The sequence below is a fragment of the Ruegeria sp. CJ9 genome (assembly GCF_056536625.1).
Genome location: NZ_JBQFPY010000013.1, coordinates 1 through 23,803, shown reverse-complemented (window position 1 = coordinate 23,803; position 23,803 = coordinate 1). Strand labels below are relative to the sequence as shown.

Genomic DNA, 23,803 nt, shown 5'->3' with positions numbered 1-23,803 from the left:
GTTCCCAACGGTGGCATAGCGTACTGCGCTCATGCTTTTGTTTTGTGAGACAACGGGATTTGGACAAGCCAAACGCCCCTGGCCATCAGGGGTAAGACACTGCCTTCCCCCTCGGGCAACCCTATTAGACAACACCGTGTCCTCGGCTGCGCCTGCGGGCCGCACCACTATTGTCGAATAGCGTTGCCTCGCCCCCTCCCGCGATCGCCACGTGGCAGATTAGCAGGCACAGGCAGCTTCGCTGTCTGACCTGCAAATCAGCTCTGATTTTCCGAAAGGGAAGTCAGATCAAATTCAACTGATGTCCAACATTGGGGGGGTGCCTTCTGATGTCGAACGTTCACCTAGTATCTAGTCCAACTATGACGGTTGGGTCAGGTTCGTGTGACGTCCAACAGGAAATGTGGAACGCCACTGATATTTGACTCAATCGACAGATAAAACTTTAATAAATCGGTAATTTACGTCACTCATTAGCGACCCAAACGTCAATCATTTGTGACCCAAAACGAATTGAGGCCATTCAACCATATTAAGGAGGGGTTTTGTCTATATGGACGGGTTATGAACAAAACCTCCATTCGTGCCCTCAGCACCAAAGACGGCTTGGCATGACTTTTGACAGCAGTGGAAAACACCCAAGTTTGGCAGTTAGACAAATCTGTTCACATAATTCTCTAGTATTTCCTGGCGTCCAGATTGCGGCTCTGGGTTTATTCCTTCATTTAAAACGCGAGCGGAAATTTCATCCAGACTACTGCCTAACATGGACTCCGCTTTGGGAGACTTCCAACCGGAGTAGCGTTGCGAAAGCGCGTTTTCCAAACCTCCATCTTCAATCATTGCAGCCGCTGCTTTCAAACCACGTGCGCATATATCCATTCCGCCGATATGAGCCGCCGCCAGATCGACAGCGTCAATCGATTGCCTGCGAATTTTGGCGTCGAAATTTGTGCCCCCGGTGGTAAAACCACCAGCTTTCAGGATGTAATAGTAAGCTAGGGCAACTTCCGGTGTATTGTTCGGGAACTGGTCTGTATCCCATCCGGATTGGTAGTCGTTGCGGTTCATATCAATCGAACCCAGCATCCCTTCAGCAGCCGCAACCGCAATTTCATGCTCAAAGCTATGCCCGGCAAGGATCGCGTGGCCCTGCTCGAGATTTAGTTTCACTTCGTTCTCCAACCCATACTTCCTGAGAAAACCGATGCAAGTAGCTGCGTCATAGTCGTATTGGTGCTTGGAAGGCTCCTGAGGTTTCGGCTCCACAAGAATGGTGCCTTTGAACCCGATCTTATGTTTGTACTCTACGACCATGTTCAGAAAACGGCCCATGTGGTCCAATTCAGTTTTCAGGTCCGTGTTCAGAAGGGTTTCGTAGCCCTCACGACCTCCCCACAGAACATAGTTTTCACCGCCTAGTTTGTGAGTTGCATCCATACAGGATTTTACTGTCGCTGCAGCGAACGCAAAAACGTCGGGATCAGGATTGGTACTGGCGCCAGACATCCAGCGACGATGACTGAACATATTGGCCGTACCCCAAAGCAGTTTCGTGCCAGAAACTTGCATCTTTTCACCGATATAATCGGTGATTTCTTCCAATGTGCGCAGGTTATCGGCAAAATTTCCCTGTTCAGGCCGGATATCAGCGTCGTGCCAGCAAAAGAATGGCTGCCCCAAAAGCTCAAACAATTCGAATGCAATATCTGCCTTCTGGCGGGCCCGGCCCATATCGTCCTGAGGATACCATGGGCGTTCGAACGTAGGTCCACCAAAGGGGTCTCCACCCTCCCACGCGAATGAATGCCACCAAGCCACCGCAAACCGCAGATGGTCCTCCATACGCTTGCCCATGATGATTTCATCCGGGTCGTAGTGACGAAAGGCCAACGGGTTCTTGCTGTCCACGCCTTCAAACTGGACCTTCTCGATCCCTTCAAAAAATCCACTTGGCATTTCTGCCCCCTACTCTGCTTTTTGTGCTGGCTGCTTGCCGAGAATGATCATCGACAATAGATCGTCATCAGTTACGTCTGCGATATCGACCGTCCCAACCAGTTTTCCGTTCTTCATGACCGAGGCGCGGTCGCACAGTTCCATGACGGCATGCACGTCGTGATCGATCAGAAATATCCCGATGCCTTGCGCCTTTAGCTGGTGGATCAGATCCGCCACCATCTGAGTTTCATGCGGCCCGAGCGCTGCTGTCGGCTCATCCATGATCAGAATACGTGCGTTGAAGTAGACAGCCCGAGCGATCGCCACTGATTGTCTTTGCCCGCCCGACAAGGCGGAGACCGGGTCATTGAACTTCTGAAAGTTCGGGTTGAGCTGAGCCATGATCTTTCGGCACTCGGCCTCCATGGCTGCGTCGTTGACCAAACCAAAAGGCGTCGTCATCTCACGCCCCAGGAACAGGTTCGATGTCGCGTCCAGATTGTCGGCCAAGGCGAGCGTCTGATATATCGTTTCGATGTTATTCGCCCGGGCGTCACGGGGATTGCCAATCTCGACTGGCTTGCCATCAATCAGGATCTCACCGTGATCCATCTGATAGGCGCCGGACAGAACCTTGATCAGAGTGGACTTCCCGGCCCCGTTATGGCCAAGCAGGCCAACGACTTCACCCGGATAGAGATCGACCGACACATGGTCGACGGCCTTGATCCCACCGAAGGAAATCGAAATATCGCGCATCTCGACCAATGGCGGCGCGCCTGACCCACGCCCAGTGCCGGAAGTTTTTTTCTGAGTATCCTGAGCTTGCATCACTTGGCCCCCAGTCGCTTGCGGTAAACGATGTCGATATAGACGGCCAACACGAGGACGCTGCCGACGACGATGTTCTGAAACGGCGCGTCAACGCCAACCATTGCCATGCCCGATTGCAGCGCCTGCATGATCAATGCACCAAGGATCGCGCCATAGATGGTACCGATGCCGCCCGACAATGCGGTTCCTCCGATCACTGCAGCGGCGATGACCCGAAGTTCGTCCAGCGTACCAATGTCGTTCGAGTGGTTTGCCAAGCGGGCCGAGGCGACCACCGCGGACACGGCGCACAAGAAACCCATCAAAGCAAAGATTTTCACGGTCAGCAGCCGAGTGTTGATACCTGAAAGCTCTGCCGCATCCGGGTTGCCACCAGTGGCAAAGATGTATCGACCAAACCGGGTTTTCCGTGCCACGATCGTCAGGGTAACCGCTACTATGATTAGTATGAGGACAGAAATCGGTATGCCGTATCCTACAACCAGCCCTTCTGGCATTGTCTCGCCGCGCGCTTCGAACATACGTTGCAGCCGGCGCGTCGGAATGGCGTAGCTGTTTACGATGTAAACGTACCCAAGGATAGCAATTGCGATTATCCCCGCCAGAGTGGCCTCGGCCCAAACAGGTTTTACCGGGAAACCATGTGACGCTTTTGCGCGTCGCCCACTCCACAAAGCCCAGATGGCAATCGCAGTAGCAAACAAGCCGAACAGCCAGCTTGTCGTCGTTCCCAATGTCCCGTTGGTCCCGCCAAACATCAGGAATGTACTATCCAGAGGACCAATCGTCTGGCCGCTGGTCAAATACCACGCCACGTTTCGCCAAACCAGAAATCCACCAAGCGTAACGATGAACGCTGGTATCGTCAGATAACCAACCATCCAGCCATGAAACGCACCAATCAGTGTGCCGACAAACAACCCGACAACGATTGTGATCGCCCAGGTTGCCGGGTTGTTCAAACCCATACCAAGTACCTGCGGCAAAAGCTCGGTTTGCGTCATTGCCATCACAGCCGAGGTTGTTGCCAATAGTGCGCCAACCGACAAGTCGATGTGTCGCGTGACGATAATGAACACCATTCCGCAAGCCATAATGGCCACTGAAACCGTCTGGATGGACAGGTTGAATAGATTGCGCGGCGTCAGGAACCTTCCATCTGTGAAGATGTTGAATCCGATGCACAGGATGACAAACGCGCCGATCATTCCCAAAAGTCGCATGTCCAGTTCCAGTTGCTGGAACAGGCTGGGTTTCGCTTTTTCAGGTATCGGCTGAGACGAAGTTTCGGTCATTTCCGATCTTTCATATTCAGCATTTGCCCCAGGCCCAGACTAAGAGGCCCAGGGCTGAGTGGTTTAGTTACAAGGCGCAGGTCCGTTTTCAACGCCTTGGCAAAGATCTTCCAGCGGGATCCATCCGGCATCCACAACCACGGACAAGTTGTCCTTAGTGATTGGAACAGGCGCTAGGAAAACCGAGTTCATCTCGGTCCCACCCGGTGATGTCCAGCTAACTGCGCCTTCGACATCAGCAGGGCTTGTCCCACCGCTCAATGCGACAGCGATTTCGCCAGCGGCCTTTCCAAGTTCGCGAGCATCCTTCCAAACCGAAACCGTCTGCGTTCCCAGTGCGACACGGTTCAATGCTGCGTGGTCGCCGTCCTGACCGGAAACCGGGATGCCTTCCATGCCCTGTGCGGTCAGCGCAGCAACAACACCGCCTGCAGTACCGTCATTTGACGCAACAACCGCATCCACGTTGTTCTCATTCGCGGTCAGGATCTGCTCCATGTTTCGCTGCGCGTTCGCCGGCAACCAGCCATCCGTATAGGCCTCACCAACGATTACGATGTCACCGCTGTCGACGGCTGCTCCGATGATCTCTTGCTGACCACCGCGCAGGAAATCTGCGTTCGGATCAGTAGGAGAGCCTTTGATCATCACGTAGTTGCCCTTGGGCATGGCTTCAAAAACAGCCCGGGCCTGCATTCTGCCGACTTCCACATTGTCAAAGGTCAGATAGAACGCACGGTCGTCCTCAATCAGGCGATCATAGGCAATGACTGGAATACCTTCGTCCGCCGCAGCCTGAACAGCCGGTCCGATTGCCTGCGCGTCCTGGGCCAGAATAATAAGCGCGTCTACACCCTGGGCGATCAGGCTTTCAATGTCCGAAAGCTGCTTTGCGGAAGACGACTGCGCGTCTGCCGAGATGTACTCGGCACCCCCTGCTTCAAGCGCCGATTTGATGGCCGCTTCGTCTGTTTTCCAACGCTCTTCCTGAAAGTTCGACCAGCTTACGCCGACCACTGGCTCTGCGAATGCGGTCGAAGCCAACAAAGTGGCCACAGCCGAAAAGCTGAGAATTCTCTTCATGATTTCCTCCCATTTGCCGAGCCATCGCATTTCGATTCGCGGCTCTCACAAATTTGAATACCATATTTATTTCAGCCGGTAAAATATTTACTCTACAAGACGCACCCAAATTCAAATAGATTGGATCAACAGCAAGATTCGCGAGGACAAGATGCTGAAAAGCAAAGCCTCTCCGGTTTCTTTGGAACAAAGAAATACGACCCGCTTACGGGTATTGGAGCACATCAGAGCCAAGGGGTCCGTCTCGCGGATCGATATTGCATCCGCCTTGCAAACCAGCCCTGCGACTGTCACCGCCGCCACGGCTGATCTCATCTCGGCCGGGCTGGTGAAGGAGACTGAAAGCCAAGCACAGTCAAAGTCGGGGAAGAGAGGCAGACCCAGAGTATTGCTGCAATTGGACGGCCAGATGCACCTTGTGGCCGGCCTCAAGGTGGCTCGGCAAGTAATCTCCGTTATCTTGGTCGACTTTGAAGGTAACGAAGTCGCATCCCATAAATATGCTCTGGATCACGCCAGAATGTCGCCGCAAGTATTTGTTTCGGCGATCCGCGAAGCTCTTGAAGAAACCTGCAGTCAGATCGATCGTACTGTCGCTCATTTGGCAGGTGTTTCTATCGGGGTGGCTGGACTGGTCGATGCAAACAAGAATTTTGTCCACTGGTCATCCTCGATTGCTGAGAGAAATATTGATTTCAGCCACTTGCTTTCAAATGAGCTGCCCTGCCCCGTATTCGTCGACAACGACGCCAATCTTGTCGCCAAGGCCGAACAGCTTTTTGGCTTGGGTAAGGGTTTAAAGAACTTCCTCGTTGTTACGATCGAACACGGTGTTGGCCTTGGCATCGTATTGGATGGCAAACTATACCGTGGAGAACGAGGCTGCGGCGCTGAGTTTGGGCACACCAAAGTTCAACTTGACGGAGCCCTTTGCCAATGCGGTCAACGCGGATGTCTAGAAGCCTATGTGGGCGACTATGCTTTGATCCGTGAGATGACAGTCACCGGTCATACCAACGACATGGAAACCGTTTCCGACATACATGACCGCGCCAACTCAGGTGACGACAGAGCCTCATCAGTGCTTGCCCGCGCAGGTCAGATGTTTGGCCTCGGGATTTCCAACCTGATCAACTTGTATGACCCAGAGTGCATTATCGTCTCGGGGGCACAAATGAGCTTTGAGCATTTGTGTTCCAACGAAGTTATGACCCGCATTCAAAACGGCGTTGTGAATGTCGATGCACCTTTGCCCCAGATCAAAGTTCATCACTGGGGTGACATGATGTGGGCCAAGGGGGCGGCAGCCTATGGAATTGAACAAATCTCAATTCTCAAGGTCAAGGAGCTGACGGCGAATGCGTCTTGAGTTTGCGATATTTGCGACTTTGGCCACAGTTGCGAATGCGGACACTGTTATTCCCCAGTTTACAAATGTGGATGTACCAAAACATGCCTATGATGGCGGGTGGGAGCATTTTGTCGGCGGTGGTGTGGCCGTTTTCGATTGCAATGGGGACTCGCTGCCAGAACTCTTTTTGGCTGGCGGTTCCAACCGGTCTCAACTGTTCATCAATACCTCGAAGGAACAGATAGCATTTCAGGCAAAGACGCCTGAAGATCTTTCGCTGGCCGGTGTGACCGGCGCCTACCCTCTCGACGTTGATAGCGACGGCATAGTGGATTTGGCGATTTTGCGTGTTGGCCCAGACCTGCTTCTTCGGGGCGATACCGACTGCCAATTCAGCCCTTTCACTGAACTCGGGTTTCAGTCCGAGGATCACTGGACCACAGGTTTCTCAGCAACATGGGAAAGCGGGCAAACTTTACCGACCTTGGCGTTTGGCACTTATGTTGATCGATTTGATCCCGAAGGTCCTTTTGAATCCTGCGGGCCAACCCTTTTGTACCGCCCAGAAGGCGACTTGTATCACGAGCCATTGCATCTTGAGCCCGGCTACTGCTCACTTTCTATTTTATTTTCGGACTGGGCCCGAACTGGCCGTGCTGATCTTCGCGTCAGCAACGACCGTCACTACTATGTTCGCGGCGGTCACGAGCAGTTATGGGCGATGGAACCCGAGCCTCGGCAATACTCGGAAGACGAAGGCTGGCTTCCATTTTCGATCTGGGGAATGGGGATCGCCTCTCGCGACCTTACAGGAGACGGATTTCCCGAAGTTTATCTGACCTCGATGGGTGACCAGAAACTCCAGATTTTTGACCCAGTGACAAACGGCCCGACCTGGCTCGATGCGACTTACGAAAAGGGTACGACCGCTCATAGACCGCATATCGGCGGAGACGGAAGGCCATCCACCGGGTGGCACGCACAGTTTGGCGACGTCAACAACGACGGCCGGGACGATATATTCGTGGCCAAGGGAAACGTAGAACAGATGCCCGATGCAGCTCTGAACGACCCCAATAACCTACTACTACAGAACTCCGACGGACAGTTTATTGAAGCTGCAGCAGATGCCGGTGCTGCCTCGATGGCTAAGTCTCGTGGTGCGGCGATTGCTGACCTGAACAACGATGGGAAGCTGGATCTGGTGGTCGTCAACCGAGGTTCTGAGCTAGAAGTCAGCCAGAACACTTCTCAAGGTGGCAACTGGCTATTGCTGGATGTCACTCAGGATCAATCCAATCACGTAGCGATTGGTGGATTTGTTGAAGTCAAAACCTCGCTGGGTGTTCAGACCCGAGAGCTAACAATCGGCGGCGGTCACGCTGGTGGCATCGCTGGGTTTCAGCATTTTGGGCTCGGGAGTGAGGACCAGGTGCAGGTTCGTATGATCTGGCCGGATGGTTCGAAAGACGAGTGGTTGGACTATCAGCCCAACCAAATCATACGTCTTCACCGCTGATTACTTTTCAACCGGTAACCCACTTGGAACTTGGTCGGGCACACCTAACCGCTCTGCCGGGTCTTCAAGGCTTGCCAGAAATCTGAGAAGAACGTCGATTTCCTGATCCGTCAGGCTTACTTTCGACAAGCTGTTGCTTTGGGCAATCGCACCCAAGTGCTGATTATCCGACATTGCCCTTTGGTCGTCAGAGCCGGGGAAGTCCGGCAAGGTGGCCATCTCGATCGAGTAGTTTCGCAAGGACGCCACCGGGTCCAGATGATGGCGTACTATGTCCTCAAGTTCAGCATAGGCTCCGTTGTGTCCGTATGGCGCAGTCAGGGTCACGTTGCGCAGAGATGGCGTACGAAAAGCAAACGCGTCTTCGGAATCGCCGGTTACGCGAAGACGCCCATCGTCCCTGACATGGTTTTCAAATCGCGCCGCCTTTCCCGGACCGATCTGCGGCAGTGCAATCGAATGAAACTTGTGATCGGTCTGAAACCAGCCCGAATGGCAGTTGCTGCAGCCAGCTTTTCCGTAGAACAGGCCCATGCCAACTTCGGCCTCTTCTGGCAATTCAGCCTCACCTCGCATCGCGCGATCGAAGAGGCTGTTATCCGCGCGCCACTCGAACGCGATAAAGTCCGCGATTACGTTGGCAATTGCCGTGAACGTAATTTCATCATCCGGCGCTAAGTCCTCAAACCTCTGCTCGTACTCTGGAATGGCCGCAACACGTTCTGCAATCAAATCCCACGCACCGCCTTGCTGTGTCAGAAATCCGAGGCGAACCGCTTTGCTCACGACATTCTCAGAATAGTGACCCGCCATTTCGTCTGGCGACAAAACCGGGAACATCGCCTGTGCGGCCAGCGCGGACTTGAAACCAGACCGCATATGAGTACCCAACGGGGTTCTGATACCATCAGGTTGCGTTGTGTCTACCTCTAGTCGCCCATCATGAAAAAACGTCGTGAACTCAGTGGCTCCAAGATTCCAAAGCCCCGGTGAGTTTCGAGGAATACGTTGTTCCGGGGTATTCTCTGGGTCCAATGTCCGCTCTGGACCCAACCCAATTCCCCCTTCCCCTATACCAAGGGAAACACCGTCGGACGTGCCAAGCCTGGGATGATGACAGGTCGCGCAGCTGATATTCTTGTTGCCAGACAAAATCGGGTCATAGAACAGCAAACGCCCCAGCTCAGCACTTACAAAGTCAGGATCGAGGAACTCTGGCAAAGGACCAAGCGATTGGGCACGCGCACCGTCCACCATTGAGATTGTTGAGCCTATAATCAAGAATAGCGAAACTGCTCTCATGTCATTCCTTAGAAACTTCTAGAATAAGTTCCTGCCGATACGGGTTCTCCGGAGTATAGATTATTGAGGGAAACGAAGAGATATTCGGTGCGTTGGGATAACCCGATGGCTCGATACACACACCACGCGAAGCGCGACGTGGTTTCGTCAGCTCATAACCCGAATAAACCTGTGCTCCGGGCTGGTCAGAGTAGACTGTCAACGCAAGGCCAGAGGGTGAAGTGAGTTCCGCCACCGGAGCCTTTGGGCCGCGATCATGATCAAAGCAGAAATAGTGATCAATCCCATCAGGCACACTTCCAATCATATTGGGCGTTGAAAAATCCAACCCGTTTTCGTTGGTCGCAAGCACTCTGCCCGACAGAATACCCTGATCGTCGATGTCCAGATACCGATTTGAAGTTAGTTTAAGCGTATGCTGGTCTACGCCTTCTGCGGCACCCAAAGTGTAGTAGTTGTGTTGCGCAATGCTTATCGGCGTCGGCCGGTCAGGTTGTGCAGCTACTGAATAGACCAAGCGTGAACCCTGTAGGCAGATCCTGACCTCGAACCTGATTTCCCCTGGAAAGCCGCTCTCCCCATCGCGAGAAACGTAACTCAACAGGGCCTCATTCTGTGCAATCTGTTCGAATTCCCAGAACTGTTTAGACAGCCCATCGTCGCCGCCATGCAGGGTGTTTTTGCCCTCATTGGCGTTCAGTTCAAAACTGGCACCATCCAATTCAAACGTCGCGCCTCTGATCCGGTTGGCAACGCGCCCAACAATAGCGCCCAGGTAACGCGTATCGGCGAGATACTCATTTGGGTCCTCGAACCCAAGGATGAGCGGGACGTCCTTGTACCACCAACCCTGCGTAATAGCCCCATAGTTCAGGATCGAAACACGCATGTTTCCATCGATGAGAATAGCATTTTCAATGCCAGAGGCTTTACCCGTTTCTGGTTTCATCTTACTGCCAGCGGCGCAAGCGCCTGATAGAATTGCTTGTATCTCCGGTATTCGTTTTCGTAGGCGTCAATCAGATCGCCGCGTGGTTCAATGCGTTCCTGAATTTCCGGCGGCGTCATGACTTGCGCCGGTTCAGCGCCGTTGGCAGCACATATCGCGAGTCGTGCAGCGCCCATTGCGGCACCGAATTCGCTGCCTTTTGGCAATTCCAGCGGAACTTGCAAAACAGTAGCCAAGGTTTCCAGCCAGAACCGAGATCGAGCACCTCCTCCAACTGCCATAAGGCTATTTGGCTGGGTTCCGGTGCTCTTCAGTGCTTCCAGGCAATCTCTCATTCCGAAAGAAACACCCTCCATTACGGACTGGGTCAACTCAGCGGATTCCGACGAGATGTCCACGCCCAAAAACGCGCCTCGAATATGGCTATTGTTATGCGGCGTCCGTTCTCCTGACAGATATGGCAGGAAGGTGATCGCAGAAGGTCCATTTAATTCTCCTGGCATAGCTGCAGCAAGTCTTTCCACGGGTTCGCCTAGATTGCGAGCAAGCCAGTTCATGCTGTTCGTTGCAGAAAGCATGACACCCATTTGTATCCACCGATCAGGAACCGCATGACAAAAACAGTGTACGGCTGTTTCCGGATCAGGAGCATAGGCTTCCCGCGCAACAAGCAACACGCCAGACGTTCCGAGTGAGACAAAACCGATGCCGTCGTTGATGCTCCCGATCCCGCAAGCTGCGGCAGCATTGTCGCCAGCACCTCCAGCCACGACAACCGGATTCGAAAGCCCCCACTCCTGCCTCAAACGGACCTTCAACTCTCCACCCGGATCACTACCTTCGACCAAGCGCGGCATCTGCTCGACACGCATGTGACCTATGGCCAGCGCCCTTTCGGACCACTGCCGAGTGTCAACGTCAAGCCAGGATGTTCCTGCGCTGTCAGACATGTCTGAGATATATTCGCCAGTAAGCCAAAACCGCAAATAATCTTTCGGCAGCAGCACCTTGTCTACCTTTGAAAACACATCCGGCTCGTGGCTGCGCAACCACTCGAGTTTCGGCGCCGTAAACCCGGGGAATACGATGTTTCCCGATATTGCGCGCATCTCTGGCGATTGATCCAGTATCCTCGCCTCATCAGCTGACCGTGTATCGTTCCAAAGAATACAGGGCCTCAATATTTCGCCATCAGAATCCAGTAGTGTAGCGCCGTGCATGTGTCCGCTTAGGCCAATACCTCGCAATTTTGAGAATGCTTGCTGGTTGCCGACGCGAAGCTTCCCAACAACCTCGTCGCAAGCGTTGGTCCAATCCAAAGGATCCTGCTCAGACCAGCCAGGCTTGGGCGTCGAGGTGGAAATGCTGACTTCGGCATCACCGACAACGTGTCCTGAGTCATCTACCAGAATCCCGCGGAGACCTGACGTTCCCAAATCTAAGCCCAGATACATTGAGCACCACCTGTCTAAATATTTTAATGACTAAAATTATTTGAAACAGAGATCTTGTCAAGGCTCCGTCAAAGGAGTGCCTTCCAATCGTTTCTGGATCAGAACGCTCGAATGCGACGTCCTTCGATACCCCGGATAGCCAAAAGAAAGTCAGAGCAAGAGTTGAGTTTAATCGTCTGACCGAACATGGCTCAAACCTCTTAGAAAAGCCACTTTGGCAGGAGGCAAGGTTTAAGCGAGTATTTTCCCGGTTTGACCGACCGTTAGCGTTCCACCACTAACCACTTCGACATAGACGCCCATATCCATATGGCCCATCAATTTCCGAATAAGGTAGGGTAATTTCAAGTCGCGCTCGGCCGTTTTCGGGTTCACTTCAGTTGCTGCACACCTTTTCGTACGTGAGAGTATCTTCAACTCGACATCGCCAAATCTTAAAACTGATCCAACTGCATCCAGCTCAGCAAACGAAGGTAATCCGTCTATCTCAATATTCGCTCGGAAGCGCGCCGGGTGAATTTCTGCGTTCAGTTGTTCGCCCAACTTTTTCACAGAGGCCAGATTCAAAACGGATATCGCGTTCATCATTTGCGGCGATACGACAGATACATCTGTAAACCTATGAGGAGTAGAAGAAACAAACTTTGGCAGCTCTGGATCTTTTAAGTCGATCTCTGAAGAAAGGAACTCTGCCGCCTTCTCCCGATCTTCAGACTCTCGCATATCAAAGCGTCGTGTCTTTCCGTTCGCATTGATCTCAAGTGCCTGAGATTCAATTTCAAAACCGGTCTGAATGCCTGCCAGTGCAGCCTCGTTCAACAAAACGACAAAACGATCTTTCGGCAGTGGCATTGGGTTCTGCATGTCGAAACCGGAGTTGTAGCGAGCAAATCCGAACAGGCGATCGCCCGGAATGCCCTCTCCTGCTCGCAGCGTCACAGTTCGCATAGGCTCGGAACTCAAGCCTTTAATAGGGTAGCGGTTCAATCGGACGATGGAGGGATTGCTCATACGTCAACACCTAACCAAAAAGAGTTATGCACGGTCCCGAGTTGTCCGCGCTGTTTGACGCTATCTCGAATTCTCAAAGGTATCGACCAAATAATCATTGAACGCTTCAGAAGCGGGTTCTCTGAACCTGTTGGCCGCATGACGGCTGCGCCCATTTAAGTCGATATGACCATTCAATACTTCGCTGCCAAAAATACATGCGCATCAAGTTCAAAGAACAATTTCTCTAGGAATCAATAGCTAAGAAACAAAATTTGCGATCTCTACTGGTCTCTTGAGGTACGAACCTCAAAAATATCTGGACTTGAGGTGCGTACCTCAAATAGCCTTGGATGTATGCCGCGATTCGCACATCCTCGATTGACGGCGCAAAAAAGGGAGGAATGGATGACTTACACAAAACTGGCCTCAGCCAGCGCAATAGTCTTTGCCGCTACTACTCTTTCTACCAAGGCAAATGCTGAAGATCTGACACTCTGTTGGGCTGCATGGGACCCGGCCAACGCGCTTGTTGAGCTATCAAAAGAATTTGAAGCAGAATCCGGCCACTCGATGAACTTCGAATTTGTTCCCTGGCCAAATTTTGCGGACCGGATGCTGAATGAACTGAACTCTGGAGGTAAGCTCTGCGACCTGCTGATTGGTGACAGCCAATGGATCGGCGGCGGCGCCGAAAACGGTCATTATGTCCAACTGAACGACTTTTTCGACGCTGAAGGCATCAGCATGGACGACTTCGCACCTGCCACAGTTTACGCTTATTCAACCTGGCCCAAGGGTACACCAAATTACTACGCGCTGCCTGCGATGGGTGACGCAAATGGCTGGTTCTATCGCAAGGACTGGTTCGAAAACCCCGAAATTCAAGCCGCATACAAAGAAGCAACTGGTCAGGATTTACGCGAGCCCGAGTCTCAAAAAGAACTATTGCAGATCGCGCAGTTCTTCCAAGGTCGTGAGATCGACGGCAAGACCGTCTATGGGGCAGCAATCTTTACCGAGCGCGGCTCGGAAGGGATCACCATGGGTGTGACCGGAGCACTGTATCCTTGGGGCTTCAAATACGAAAACACCCCGGGCTCATATGATATGGAAGGCGCAGTAAACTCACCGGAAGCGGTTGAGGCGCTGGAGTTCTATAAAGAATTCTACAAAACGGCGACGCCTCCTGGATATACCAACTCCTACATGGGTGAGAGCTTGGATGCATTTAAGTCCGGTCAGGTCGCTATGGCTATGAACTGGTTTGCGTTCTTCCCTGGTCTATATGCCGATCCCAATACAGGTGGTGACAAGATCGACTTCTTCGTGAACCCACCACAAAATCAGCCAGGCTCGACACTCGGCGGACAAGGTATTTCTGTCGTCAGCTACTCTGACAAACAGGACGCCGCACTTGAGTACATTAAGTGGTTTGCACAGCCGGAAGTTCAGGCCAAATGGTGGGAACTTGGAGGCTATTCGGCACATAACTCGGTTCTGGAAGATCCTGGTTTCGTAGACAGCCAACCGTTTGCCGGTGACTTTCTGGAAGCAATGGCTGGAGTTCAGGATTTCTGGCAAGAGCCCGCCTATGCGGAACTGCTGCTGGCAATGCAGAAGCGTATCCACGACTACGTGGTTGCCGACCAAGGCACAGCTCAAGAAGCGCTAGATCTTCTGATCGAAGATTGGACGGAAGTCTTCGAAGACGAAGGCAAGCTGTAGTCTGGAGGCAGCTAGGAGCGGGTGCTATCCCGCTCCACCTTCACCCGTGTGTCCGAAACCAAAAAGAACTGGCAAAGAGATGTCTGACAGGACCGTAGATCGCGTTGCGCAGGCAACGCCCGAGCGAGTTGCGCGAAAAATCCGAGGGTTATCCGACCGCGCGATCGCCTGGATATTCATCTCACCAACGATTTTCTTATTGCTGGCGATCAACATCTTTCCGTTGATCTGGACCATCCAACTAAGCTTTACCAACTACAAGGCCAACCGGATCGGGCGTGAAGTCAAAGATGTCGGGCTCAGGAATTACGAGCGTATCCTGACAGACTCGGACACATGGCTGAATATGCAGGCGACGGCGCATTTCCTGTTCTGGACAATTTTTTTCCAGGTCCTGATCGGGTTTACTCTGGCATGGCTGATCAACAAGAAATTTAAGGGCAACGATCTTTGGACCACGATTATCGTGCTGCCGATGATGCTGTCTCCTGCAGTCGTCGGGAACTTCTGGAAGTTCCTGTATCAACCTCAAATCGGCCTGTTTAACTACATCGTGTCCTGGTTTACCGGCAAGGACCCATCGAGCTTTGAAATGCTGGGATCGGTCACGTTGGCCCCGTGGGCAATCGTGATTGTCGACACCTGGATGTGGACCCCCTTCGTGATGCTGATCTGTCTGGCCGGTCTGCGCAGCATTCCCGACTACATCTACGAGGCAGCTGAGATCGACCGAGCCAGTAAGCTGCGGCAGTTCTTTACGATCACCATCCCGATGGTGTTGCCGTTCCTGATGCTGGCCGTGCTGTTTAGAGGGATCGAGAACTTCAAGATGTTCGACCTAGTGGTTCAGCTAACCGGTGGAGGGCCCGGTTCTGTTACGGAACTCACTTCAATCAATCTCAAGCGGGAGGCTTTTGAAAAGTGGCGTACGGGCTATGCCTCGGCCTATGCGATCATCCTTTTCGTCACCGTGTTCGGCCTTGCGTCGATCTACGTCAAAGCCCTGAACAAGGTGAAACAGAGATGAGTAATTTTTCCGTCACTGAACCTTCGAACCGGTCCAAGTGGATCGCAGGCTTCTTGGTTATTACTTACGCGCTGATCACGATGATCCCGCTGGTTTGGATTTTGCTAACTGGCTTCAAGTCTCCAGCCGATGCGATCAGCTACCCGCCCAAGGTTGTCTTTGACCCAACGCTTGAAGGCTACGTCAATCTCTTCACCACACGCACGCGGCAGACGCAGGAATTTCTGGAAGCGAACCCACCGCAGAACTGGGCCGATGAGATCGTGCGCCAATACGACATGGTGATTGTCGGACCATCCAAATTCGGTGAGCGCTTTATGAATTCAGTTATCATCGGATTCGGCTCGACGTTCTTGAGTATCTTTCTTGGCACGCTGGCCGCCTACGCGTTCAGCAGGTTCAAAGTCCCACTAAAGGACGACCTGCTGTTCTTCATCCTCAGTACAAGGATGATGCCCCCGGTCGCTGTTGCCATCCCAATCTTCCTGATGTTCAGAAACCTTGGGCTGAGCGACACGCATCTGGGAATGATCCTGCTGTATACGGGTGTGAATATTTCCCTGGCGGTCTGGTTGCTGAAGGGTTTCATCGACGAAATCCCAAGAGAGTACGAAGAGGCCGCCCTCATAGATGGCTACACGAGGTTTCAGGCATTCTACAAAGTGGTGCTGCCGCAAGCCGCGACCGGCATAGCCTCAACAGCAATCTTTTGCCTGATCTTCGCCTGGAATGAGTACGCGTTTGCCGTGCTGCTGACATCCGCGAACGCACAGACTGCACCACCGTTCATCCCGACCATTATCGGTATCGGCGGTCTGGACTGGCCTGCCGTGGCGGCCGGTGCAACGATCTTCCTCATCCCCGTCATGATTTTCACCATCCTGATGCGCAAACATTTGCTGCGTGGGATCACATTCGGAGCCGTGCGCAAATGAGCGACTTTCTAACCGGATTGATGCGGCTCCGCCGCGGCCCATGGGAGATGGTCGCAACCATCCTTATCGCACTGGGTGTCTTTATGCTGATGCAGCCCTTTGTCCTTTGGGCCTTCACCTACTCTTTCATCGTCACGCTGATCGGAACCGTCATGTTCATCATCGTCAGCCATTTCCCGGAGTAGAAATGGCCCAGATCGTAGTCAAAAACGTAAAGAAGATGTTCGGCGACTTCACGGCTGTCCGCGAAAGCTCGTTCACGATTGAGGATGGTGAGTTTTTCATGCTGCTCGGGCCATCTGGCTGCGGAAAGACGACGACACTGCGGATGATTGCAGGGTTGGAGCTTCCAACGTCGGGTGAAATCTATCTGGACGGTGAAGAGATCAGCCAGCGGCCGCCATCAGAACGGGACATTGCCTTCGTGTTCCAGATGTTCGCGCTGTATCCCCACATGAACGTGCGCAAGAATATCAGCTACCCCCTGATATCGCAGGGCATGCCGCGTGCTGCTGTCAAAGCCAAAGTAGAGGAAGTCGCGGGAATTCTGGGGATCAACGACATACTCGATAGCCCAGTGGGTGGACTTTCAGGTGGCGATAGACAGCGCGTAGCGCTGGGTCGCGCGATTGTTCGGGAGCCCAAGGCGTTCATGATGGACGAACCCCTTGGTGCCTTGGATGCTGAGTTTCGGGAACACATGGCCGAAGAGTTGCGTGCGCTTCATGATCGCATGGGGGCGACCACTGTGTACGTCACGCATGATCAGCTGGAAGCCATGCAAATGGGCGACAAGATCGTGGTGATGAATAATGCTGTGATCGAGCAATTTGGCACACCTCAGGAAATCTACGACAAACCGGCGACGATGTTTGTGGCGGATTTTATCGGGTCTCCTTCGATGAACTTCCTGCCGTTTCAGGGAAAGGTCGAACCCGGCTCGGAAACGGTTCGACTGAACGGCCATGACGAAGCCGTACCGAGATTGATGGAAGGGGCGGAAGGTGACTTGGTTTTTGGCGTTCGCCCCGAACATGTTTTTCTGTCGGATGCGAGCGAATACAGGGCCAAGGTTCTGGCCGCAGAATACCTTGGAACCACCCAGATCGTAACATTGCAAAGTCCGAACGGAGAACTGAAAGCCCGCATTGATGCACGCGAGGTCGTCAGTCCCGGTGAGACAGTGGGATTGGAGTTCCGCTCCCCCGCAGTAACTTTGTTTGAAAAATCTACCGGGCGCGCGTTGAGGTCCGCTCTGAACGACGAGGTACTAAGCAATGGCTGAAGTCGTTTTGGAGAACATCTCGAAGTCATTCGGCAACGTCACAGCGGTGGATGATATCTCAATGACGATCCCCAACGGTGCCTTTGTGGTGTTGTTGGGTCCGACTGGCGCGGGAAAAACAACAACACTGAGATTGATTTCAGGGCTTGAGAAACTGGACTCAGGAACAGTGCGCATCGCCGGGCGTGACGTTGGAATAGACACTCCCGCTCAGCGCGATGTAGCAATGGTCTTCCAGCAATACTCGCTGTACCCGCATATGACAGTGCGGGAAAACCTGTCTTTCCCTCTGCGGTCGCCGATCCTGAAAACACCAGAGGATGAGATCACGAGGAAGGTAAACGAAGTCGCTGAGATCCTCCAGATCCCGCACAAAATGGACAACAAAGCCACTGAATTGTCTGGCGGTGAAATGCAGCGCGTTTCAATTGGACGGGCGCTTGTGCGCGACCCCCAGATATTTCTGATGGACGAACCGCTCAGCTCTCTGGACGCCAAGCTACGGGCGGATTTGCGGGTAGAACTGAAGAGAATTCAGGCAGATCTGGGATCGACTTTGCTGTACGTGACCCATGATCAGGTCGAAGCCATGACAATGGCGACACATATCGGGGTTTTGGAAAACGGCCGGTTGGTGCAGTACGGAACACCCCGGGACATTTATGAAAACCCGGGCAGTGTTTACGTAGCCAGCCGGTTGGGTCTGCCTCGGATCAACATCTTGCCGTCCGAGTTGTTCGGAGGCGATCACAAAGGCCCGCAGATTGGCCTGCGCCCGGAAAACATCATTGAAGGCGAAGGCAGTGAAGCGCGTGTGATACGCGCTGAACATCTTGGGGATCAAACGCGGTTGCACCTGGACTTAAACGGTCACCCGGTTGTGACCTTGATTGATGTCCATCAGGACTATCCATCTGGAAAATCTATAAAAATCCGCCCACACAACCCATTGTATTTTGACGCGTCCGGCGCGCGAGTGAATTAAGGAGCAAAAGCATGGCCCAGTTCCTCAACACAAAAGAAACCCTGGTGACAGAGGCCATTGATGGTCTTCTAGCCTCCTCCGGAGGGCAACTTACCCGATTGGACGGATACCCGCATATCAAGGTTGTCTACCGGTCGGATTGGGACAGGTCGAAAGTCGCCTTGGTTTCTGGTGGAGGGTCTGGCCACGAACCCGCCCATGCGGGCTTTGTTGGTGCTGGTATGCTTACGGCCGCGGTCTGCGGGGAAGTCTTTGCATCCCCATCAGTCGAAGCGGTTTTGGCGGGCATTCTTGCGGTCACGGGTGAAGCTGGGTGCCTGCTGATCGTCAAGAATTACACCGGTGACCGGCTGAACTTTGGACTAGCGGCTGAACGCGCCCGTGCATTGGGTCGCAAGGTAGAGATGGTCGTCGTTGATGATGACATCGCCCTGCCCGACCTTCCGCAACCACGTGGCGTGGCAGGTACGTTGTTCGTGCACAAAATAGCCGGAGCGCTTGCAGAAAGTGGTGCTGATCTGGACACCGTCACCGCCGCAGCAAGACGCACCATAGCCAAGGTCGTCAGCATCGGTATGAGCCTGGACACCTGTACCGTTCCGGGATCTCCGAAAGAAGACAGGATCGCCCCCGGAAAAGCAGAGCTTGGCTTGGGTATCCATGGCGAGCCCGGTGTACAGCAAGTCGAATTCTCAAATGCTGTATCGGCCATGTCCACAGTTGTGGAGAAGCTGAAACAACGGGTGGGGTCCGGGGGTTGTGTGGCGTTGGTCAACAACCTGGGTTCTACAACGCCGTTGGAAATGGCTGTCCTCACGCATGCCTTGTCCGAAACTGGTATTGCCCATCACATCATAGGCCCGGCCCCAATGATGACATCGCTGGATATGCATGGATTTTCTGTTTCCATTCTGACGGTAGATCAGGACGATTTATCGGCGCTTAAAGCGCCTGTTGACCTGGCGGCTTGGCCCGGCGTCAATTCTATCGACCCGATAAAAGTCGCACCTCTGCCTGATGGGCTGACTCCTATCGATCCAATTCCTTCGAACAATCCCGCCACAAGGGAAACGATCACCCGGTTGTCTGAACTGCTCATCAACGCAGAGAAGAACCTGAACGAGCTGGACGCGAAATCCGGAGATGGCGATACAGGAAGCACATTGGCGACGGCCGCAAGAGCATTGCAAGGTAGCCTTGACCGCATGCCGCTTGCTGATCTGACGCAACTGTTTCCGGCATTAGGAAATGAGTTAAGCCAGACAATGGGTGGTTCTTCTGGCGTGATACTCGCAATTTTCTTCAACGCAGCTGGTGATGCTTGTGCGAGCGGGGCTTCGGTATCGAAGTCTCTGGTCGAAGGCCTGAATCGCGTCAGCCAGGTTGGGGGTGCCAAGGTCGGTGACAGGACAATGATTGACGCCCTGGCACCAGCACTTGCCGCGCTGCCATCTGGTTTGACGCATGCAGCCAAAGCTGCCCGCGAAGGCGCGAACAACACCGCAAATATTCGTCGTGCGAAGGCGGGCCGCGCGGCCTATGTTCCCGAAGAAAACCTAGTTGGACATAACGATCCCGGCGCTGAAGCTGTTGCTTTGTTGTTTGAAGGCTTGGCACGGGAGATTGAGGGCTGAAGAACACGTGGAAGATCAAAAACAAAAAATAGAATTGGTGAAAAAGCCAACCGTTAATGACATCGCTCGCGTGGCGGGTGTCAGCCTGGCGACCGTTGATCGGGTCTTGAACAGGCGCCCCGGCGTGCGAGCAGTGACTGTACAGAAAGTACAGAAGGCGATTGATCAGCTGGGGTATGTGCGCGACACCGCCGCAGCCAACCTGGCGCGAAACCGCGTCTACAATTTCCTCTTTGTTTTACCAGACACGGACAACGAGTTTGTGGAGGCAATAAGCAGTCAGATCGCTGAACAAACACGTGACCAATTTATCCAACGGACGCGCGTTGCAGTAAAGAACGTTGCTCCGTTCGAGCCGCAAGATATCGTCAACATTTTAGATGCTGTCGACAGTTTGGACGTTGACGGAGTCGCCGTTTTCGGGCCCGAAACGCCTTCTGTCCGCGACGCTGTAAAAAGGCTCAGGGACAAAGGCGTTCCGGTTGTTGCCTTGGTGTCTGACTTGCCAAGTTCTGAGCGAGACCACTTTGTCGGAATTGATAACGTTTCGGCAGGACGAACCGCCGCTCAGCTGATGGGAAGATTTGTCCATCGTGAAGGCAAGGTCTTGGTTCTTACAGGATCCCGTTTGGCGCGTGACCATCTGGAGCGTCGTCAAGGCTTTGACCTTGTTGTGGCTGAGGAATTTCCGAACCTGGAAGTCGTAGCGTCTGTCGAGGGTCGGGATGACCCGGATCTGATTTACAGGATGATGCCCGAAATCTTTGAAATCTATCCGGATCTGGTCGGAATATACTCGTCAGCAGCGGGCAATGCGGGCCTGATTCAATTTCTTTCAGAGAACAAACTCAGCAAAGATCTGGTGATCATAGCTCATGAGCTTACTCCGCTCAGTCGTGAGGCGCTCAGGCTTGGCACATTTGACGCCTTAATCTCGCAAGATACCGGGCACATTGTTCGTTCTGCCGTCCGTCTATTACGCGCAACTTCGGACAAGGTTCCGTTCAACAAAGCACAGGAACGTATCCGTATCGATATCTATCTGAAGGAAAATTTACCGCCATAGAGGCTCAGGTTTTGGGGAGGAAATTTTATGAAAACAATCAAAGGTCCAGCATTGTTTCTTGCGCAATTCGCGGGGGACGAAGCGCCGTTCAATTCGTGGGACGCGATCACTAAATGGGCGGCTGACTGTGGATACAAGGGCGTTCAGGTTCCTAGTTGGGATGACCGGTTGTTCGACCTGGAACAAGCCGCATCCAGCGCCAGTTATTGCGATGACTTCAAAGGCAAAGCCAAGGAAAATGGCGTCGAAGTCACTGAACTTTCAACCCACCTTCAGGGCCAACTTGTGGCCGTTCACCCGGCCTATGACAGCGCGTTTGATGGTTTTGCAGCCGAAAGCGTCAGAGGAAACCCGAAAGCCCGGCAAGAATGGGCGGTAGACCAAGTTAAAAAAGCGCTATCTGCTTCGAAAAACTTGGGTATTACAGCGCATGCGACATTCTCAGGCGCATTGGCATGGCCCTATGTCTATCCTTGGCCGCAGCGCCCTGCTGGCTTGATCGAAACGGCATTCGAGGAGCTTGCTCGTCGTTGGGTGCCAATACTAGATCATGCCGAAGAATGCGGCGTTGACGTCTGTTACGAAATTCACCCAGGTGAGGACCTCCACGACGGCGTGACGTACGAGATGTTTCTTGAACGGACAGGCAATCACCCACGCGCTTGCATGTTGTACGACCCGTCGCACTACGTGCTGCAATGCCTCGACTATCTGGACAATATCGACATCTACAAAGATCGGATCCGGATGTTCCATGTCAAAGATGCCGAGTTTAACCCGACCGGCCGGCAGGGTGTTTATTCCGGGTATCAAAGCTGGGTCGATCGTGCCGGGCGCTTCCGGTCGCTTGGTGATGGCCAAGTGGATTTCGGGGCGGTCTTTTCAAAAATGGCGGCGAATGACTTTGATGGTTGGGCAGTTGTCGAATGGGAATGCTGCCTCAAACACCCCGAGGATGGAGCGCGTGAAGGCGCTAAGTTTGTGTCAGATCACATTATCCGTGTTACCGAGAAAGCCTTTGATGATTTCGCTGATGGTGGCGCAGACGAAGCAGCCAATCGTAAAATGCTGGGGATTGAATGATGGTCACAGGACGCAATGAAGAAACCTCGGGCCGCATTCGACTTGGCATGGTTGGCGGCGGGAACGACGCCTTCATAGGTGGCGTTCATCGAATAGCGGCGCGACTGGACGACAAGTTTGAATTGGTTGCCGGTGCTTTGTCTTCGACGCCAGAGAAATCTCTTGAAAGTGGTCGGGCGTTGGGGCTCGAACGGGTCTATGGAGATTTCAAACAAATGGCGATAAGGGAAGCCCGACTAAAATCCGGGATTGAGGCGGTCTCAATTGTCACGCCAAATCACGTTCACTATGCAGCCGCGCGCGAGTTCCTGAAACGCGGTATTCATGTAATTTGTGACAAGCCACTCACCTCGACCCTTGCCGATGCAAAAAAGCTGGTCAAAGCAGCGGAAAGCGCGAATGCCCTATTCATTCTGACCCATAACTATACGGGCTATCCAATGGTCCGGCAGGCACGTGAAATGGTCGCTAACGGAGATATCGGCAAGATCCGCGTGGTTCAGGTTGAATACCCCCAGGACTGGCTGACCGAGCAGCAGGATTTCAAACAGGCTGAGTGGCGAACCGATCCCGAACGCTCGGGCGCGGGTGGATCAACCGGTGACATCGGGACTCATGCTTACAACCTCGCTTGCTTTGTAACCGGGCTGAAGGCGGAAAGCTTGGCGGCGGACTTGCAGGCCTTTGTGCCGGGGCGCAAAGTCGATGACAACGCGCACGTTTTGCTTCGATTTGAAGGTGGAGCGCGCGGTATGCTGTGGTCGTCTCAGGTGGCTCCCGGCAATGAAAACGCACTTCGTTTGCGGGTCTACGGCGAAAAAGGTGGGCTGGAGTGGGCCCAGGAAGATCCCAATTATCTTTGGTTTACGCCATACAACGAACCCAAGCGTTTGATAACCCGAAATGGTGCTGGTGCTGGTGACGCAGCCAATCGGTTGAGTAGAGTTCCTCCGGGACATCCCGAGGGATATCTTGAGGGGTTCGCGAATATCTATGGAGAGGCCGCAGAGGCAATCCAAGCCTTCCGAAATGGGATTTCACCTGACGGGTCGGTTGTTTATCCAACGGTTCATGACGGACTCAATGGTGTTAAATTTGTGGCCGCATGCGTGCAAAGCTCTTCAAGGAATGCGGCTTGGGTCAGCTTAACTTAAAATCTGATTGTGGGCATAAGGCAGAAATCTTGGAAGGCAGCACGGCTATCTGCCAAAAACCGAAGCGCACCCAACCTCTAGGGTCAGGACCCATTGATTTCCGCTTGGCTGCGTGATTCACGGTTCGAAAATCGAGCGGTGACCATGTCTGATCTTTTCTGGCTGACGGATGCGCAGATGGCGCGTCT

The 23,803-nt window shown here is 53.2% G+C and carries 20 protein-coding genes; 12 read left to right on the top strand and 8 right to left on the bottom strand.

Annotation, left to right across the window (positions count from 1 at the left end; all coding sequences use genetic code 11):
- Nucleotides 1-651: 651 nt before the first annotated feature.
- The 4 genes from xylA to xylF all read right to left on the bottom strand — a co-directional run bounded on the left by xylA (nucleotide 652) and on the right by xylF (nucleotide 5,153).
- Nucleotides 652-1,959: a xylose isomerase gene (xylA, locus tag ACR0AJ_RS19640; RefSeq protein WP_170379767.1), complete on the bottom strand. Its 1,308-nt coding sequence runs from the start codon at nucleotides 1,957-1,959 to the stop codon at nucleotides 652-654.
- 9 nt (nucleotides 1,960-1,968) lie between these two features.
- Complete coding sequence (locus ACR0AJ_RS19635; RefSeq protein ID WP_170351985.1) at nucleotides 1,969-2,772, bottom strand: ATP-binding cassette domain-containing protein; 804 nt, start codon at nucleotides 2,770-2,772, stop codon at nucleotides 1,969-1,971.
- On the bottom strand, nucleotides 2,772-4,070 hold the full coding sequence (locus ACR0AJ_RS19630; protein WP_480649263.1) for a sugar ABC transporter permease: 1,299 nt from the start codon (nucleotides 4,068-4,070) through the stop codon (nucleotides 2,772-2,774). The genes ACR0AJ_RS19635 and ACR0AJ_RS19630 overlap by 1 nt, the downstream gene beginning before the upstream one ends.
- 63 nt (nucleotides 4,071-4,133) lie before the next feature.
- A complete protein-coding gene (gene xylF, locus ACR0AJ_RS19625; protein WP_155150139.1) occupies nucleotides 4,134-5,153 on the bottom strand; it encodes a D-xylose ABC transporter substrate-binding protein in 1,020 nt (339 codons plus the stop codon).
- Nucleotides 5,154-5,304: 151 nt separating this feature from the next.
- Between xylF and ACR0AJ_RS19620 the strand changes: the two genes are divergently transcribed.
- Complete coding sequence (locus ACR0AJ_RS19620) at nucleotides 5,305-6,522, top strand: ROK family transcriptional regulator (protein ID WP_226689166.1); 1,218 nt, start codon at nucleotides 5,305-5,307, stop codon at nucleotides 6,520-6,522.
- Nucleotides 6,512-8,023 carry a CRTAC1 family protein gene (locus ACR0AJ_RS19615; RefSeq protein WP_480741691.1) on the top strand — a complete coding sequence of 504 codons (1,512 nt, stop codon included), beginning with the start codon at nucleotides 6,512-6,514 and terminating at the stop codon, nucleotides 8,021-8,023. The genes ACR0AJ_RS19620 and ACR0AJ_RS19615 overlap by 11 nt, the downstream gene beginning before the upstream one ends.
- Here ACR0AJ_RS19615 and ACR0AJ_RS19610 read toward each other — a convergent pair whose 3' ends face one another.
- The 4 genes from ACR0AJ_RS19610 to ACR0AJ_RS19595 form a co-directional block, all read right to left on the bottom strand.
- Nucleotides 8,024-9,325, bottom strand: coding sequence for a cytochrome-c peroxidase (locus tag ACR0AJ_RS19610; RefSeq protein ID WP_480741689.1), 1,302 nt, complete (start codon nucleotides 9,323-9,325; stop codon nucleotides 8,024-8,026). It abuts the gene before it with no gap.
- A gap of 1 nt (nucleotide 9,326) precedes the next feature.
- Nucleotides 9,327-10,274 (bottom strand): aldose epimerase family protein, encoded by a 948-nt coding sequence (locus ACR0AJ_RS19605; protein ID WP_480741687.1) that lies wholly within the window; start codon nucleotides 10,272-10,274, stop codon nucleotides 9,327-9,329.
- Nucleotides 10,271-11,728: a xylulokinase gene (gene xylB, locus ACR0AJ_RS19600; RefSeq protein WP_480741685.1), complete on the bottom strand. Its 1,458-nt coding sequence runs from the start codon at nucleotides 11,726-11,728 to the stop codon at nucleotides 10,271-10,273. Before xylB ends, ACR0AJ_RS19605 begins: the two co-directional genes overlap by 4 nt.
- Before the next feature lie 231 nt (nucleotides 11,729-11,959).
- Nucleotides 11,960-12,739, bottom strand: coding sequence for an MOSC domain-containing protein (locus ACR0AJ_RS19595; RefSeq protein WP_170351993.1), 780 nt, complete (start codon nucleotides 12,737-12,739; stop codon nucleotides 11,960-11,962).
- 387 nt (nucleotides 12,740-13,126) lie between these two features.
- On the opposite strand from ACR0AJ_RS19595, the gene ACR0AJ_RS19590 reads away from it, so the two are divergent.
- From ACR0AJ_RS19590 to ACR0AJ_RS19545, 10 genes are all read left to right on the top strand, one after another.
- Nucleotides 13,127-14,446, top strand: a complete 1,320-nt coding sequence (locus ACR0AJ_RS19590) for an ABC transporter substrate-binding protein (protein WP_170351994.1) — start codon at nucleotides 13,127-13,129, stop codon at nucleotides 14,444-14,446.
- A 79-nt stretch (nucleotides 14,447-14,525) separates the two neighbouring features.
- The gene (locus ACR0AJ_RS19585) at nucleotides 14,526-15,473 is read left to right on the top strand and encodes a carbohydrate ABC transporter permease (protein WP_170332156.1); all 948 of its coding nucleotides are present in this window, start codon (nucleotides 14,526-14,528) and stop codon (nucleotides 15,471-15,473) included.
- Nucleotides 15,470-16,408, top strand: a complete 939-nt coding sequence (locus ACR0AJ_RS19580; protein ID WP_170351995.1) for a carbohydrate ABC transporter permease — start codon at nucleotides 15,470-15,472, stop codon at nucleotides 16,406-16,408. Before ACR0AJ_RS19585 ends, ACR0AJ_RS19580 begins: the two co-directional genes overlap by 4 nt.
- Nucleotides 16,405-16,593 (top strand): hypothetical protein, encoded by a 189-nt coding sequence (locus ACR0AJ_RS19575; protein WP_010442360.1) that lies wholly within the window; start codon nucleotides 16,405-16,407, stop codon nucleotides 16,591-16,593. The genes ACR0AJ_RS19580 and ACR0AJ_RS19575 overlap by 4 nt, the downstream gene beginning before the upstream one ends.
- 2 nt (nucleotides 16,594-16,595) lie before the next feature.
- Nucleotides 16,596-17,693: an ABC transporter ATP-binding protein gene (locus ACR0AJ_RS19570; RefSeq protein WP_170351996.1), complete on the top strand. Its 1,098-nt coding sequence runs from the start codon at nucleotides 16,596-16,598 to the stop codon at nucleotides 17,691-17,693.
- Complete coding sequence (locus ACR0AJ_RS19565) at nucleotides 17,686-18,678, top strand: ABC transporter ATP-binding protein (RefSeq protein ID WP_170351997.1); 993 nt, start codon at nucleotides 17,686-17,688, stop codon at nucleotides 18,676-18,678. The genes ACR0AJ_RS19570 and ACR0AJ_RS19565 overlap by 8 nt, the downstream gene beginning before the upstream one ends.
- Before the next feature lie 11 nt (nucleotides 18,679-18,689).
- Nucleotides 18,690-20,312 (top strand): dihydroxyacetone kinase subunit DhaK, encoded by a 1,623-nt coding sequence (locus tag ACR0AJ_RS19560; protein WP_170351998.1) that lies wholly within the window; start codon nucleotides 18,690-18,692, stop codon nucleotides 20,310-20,312.
- A gap of 7 nt (nucleotides 20,313-20,319) precedes the next feature.
- A complete protein-coding gene (locus ACR0AJ_RS19555) occupies nucleotides 20,320-21,378 on the top strand; it encodes a LacI family DNA-binding transcriptional regulator (protein WP_170351999.1) in 1,059 nt (352 codons plus the stop codon).
- 27 nt (nucleotides 21,379-21,405) lie between these two features.
- The gene (locus tag ACR0AJ_RS19550; RefSeq protein WP_170352000.1) at nucleotides 21,406-22,461 is read left to right on the top strand and encodes a sugar phosphate isomerase/epimerase family protein; all 1,056 of its coding nucleotides are present in this window, start codon (nucleotides 21,406-21,408) and stop codon (nucleotides 22,459-22,461) included.
- Nucleotides 22,461-23,615 carry a Gfo/Idh/MocA family protein gene (locus tag ACR0AJ_RS19545; RefSeq protein ID WP_217360554.1) on the top strand — a complete coding sequence of 385 codons (1,155 nt, stop codon included), beginning with the start codon at nucleotides 22,461-22,463 and terminating at the stop codon, nucleotides 23,613-23,615. Before ACR0AJ_RS19550 ends, ACR0AJ_RS19545 begins: the two co-directional genes overlap by 1 nt.
- Nucleotides 23,616-23,803: the final 188 nt, after the last annotated feature.

Bases quoted from the DNA above. Each gene is read 5' to 3' on its own strand.
- ACR0AJ_RS19630 (WP_480649263.1), bottom strand. From the start codon at position 4,070: ATGACCGAAACTTCGTCTCAGCCGATACCTGAAAAAGCGAAACCCAGC.
- xylB (WP_480741685.1), bottom strand. From the start codon at position 11,728: ATGTATCTGGGCTTAGATTTGGGAACGTCAGGTCTCCGCGGGATTCTG.
- ACR0AJ_RS19590 (WP_170351994.1), top strand. From the start codon at position 13,127: ATGACTTACACAAAACTGGCCTCAGCCAGCGCAATAGTCTTTGCCGCT.
- ACR0AJ_RS19595 (WP_170351993.1), bottom strand. From the start codon at position 12,739: ATGAGCAATCCCTCCATCGTCCGATTGAACCGCTACCCTATTAAAGGC.
- ACR0AJ_RS19565 (WP_170351997.1), top strand. From the start codon at position 17,686: ATGGCTGAAGTCGTTTTGGAGAACATCTCGAAGTCATTCGGCAACGTC.
- ACR0AJ_RS19615 (WP_480741691.1), top strand. From the start codon at position 6,512: ATGCGTCTTGAGTTTGCGATATTTGCGACTTTGGCCACAGTTGCGAAT.
- ACR0AJ_RS19560 (WP_170351998.1), top strand. From the start codon at position 18,690: ATGGCCCAGTTCCTCAACACAAAAGAAACCCTGGTGACAGAGGCCATT.
- ACR0AJ_RS19605 (WP_480741687.1), bottom strand. From the start codon at position 10,274: ATGAAACCAGAAACGGGTAAAGCCTCTGGCATTGAAAATGCTATTCTC.
- ACR0AJ_RS19635 (WP_170351985.1), bottom strand. From the start codon at position 2,772: ATGCAAGCTCAGGATACTCAGAAAAAAACTTCCGGCACTGGGCGTGGG.
- ACR0AJ_RS19580 (WP_170351995.1), top strand. From the start codon at position 15,470: ATGAGTAATTTTTCCGTCACTGAACCTTCGAACCGGTCCAAGTGGATC.
- ACR0AJ_RS19550 (WP_170352000.1), top strand. From the start codon at position 21,406: ATGAAAACAATCAAAGGTCCAGCATTGTTTCTTGCGCAATTCGCGGGG.
- xylA (WP_170379767.1), bottom strand. From the start codon at position 1,959: ATGCCAAGTGGATTTTTTGAAGGGATCGAGAAGGTCCAGTTTGAAGGC.
- ACR0AJ_RS19575 (WP_010442360.1), top strand. From the start codon at position 16,405: ATGAGCGACTTTCTAACCGGATTGATGCGGCTCCGCCGCGGCCCATGG.
- ACR0AJ_RS19610 (WP_480741689.1), bottom strand. From the start codon at position 9,325: ATGAGAGCAGTTTCGCTATTCTTGATTATAGGCTCAACAATCTCAATG.
- ACR0AJ_RS19620 (WP_226689166.1), top strand. From the start codon at position 5,305: ATGCTGAAAAGCAAAGCCTCTCCGGTTTCTTTGGAACAAAGAAATACG.
- ACR0AJ_RS19545 (WP_217360554.1), top strand. From the start codon at position 22,461: ATGGTCACAGGACGCAATGAAGAAACCTCGGGCCGCATTCGACTTGGC.
- xylF (WP_155150139.1), bottom strand. From the start codon at position 5,153: ATGAAGAGAATTCTCAGCTTTTCGGCTGTGGCCACTTTGTTGGCTTCG.
- ACR0AJ_RS19585 (WP_170332156.1), top strand. From the start codon at position 14,526: ATGTCTGACAGGACCGTAGATCGCGTTGCGCAGGCAACGCCCGAGCGA.
- ACR0AJ_RS19570 (WP_170351996.1), top strand. From the start codon at position 16,596: ATGGCCCAGATCGTAGTCAAAAACGTAAAGAAGATGTTCGGCGACTTC.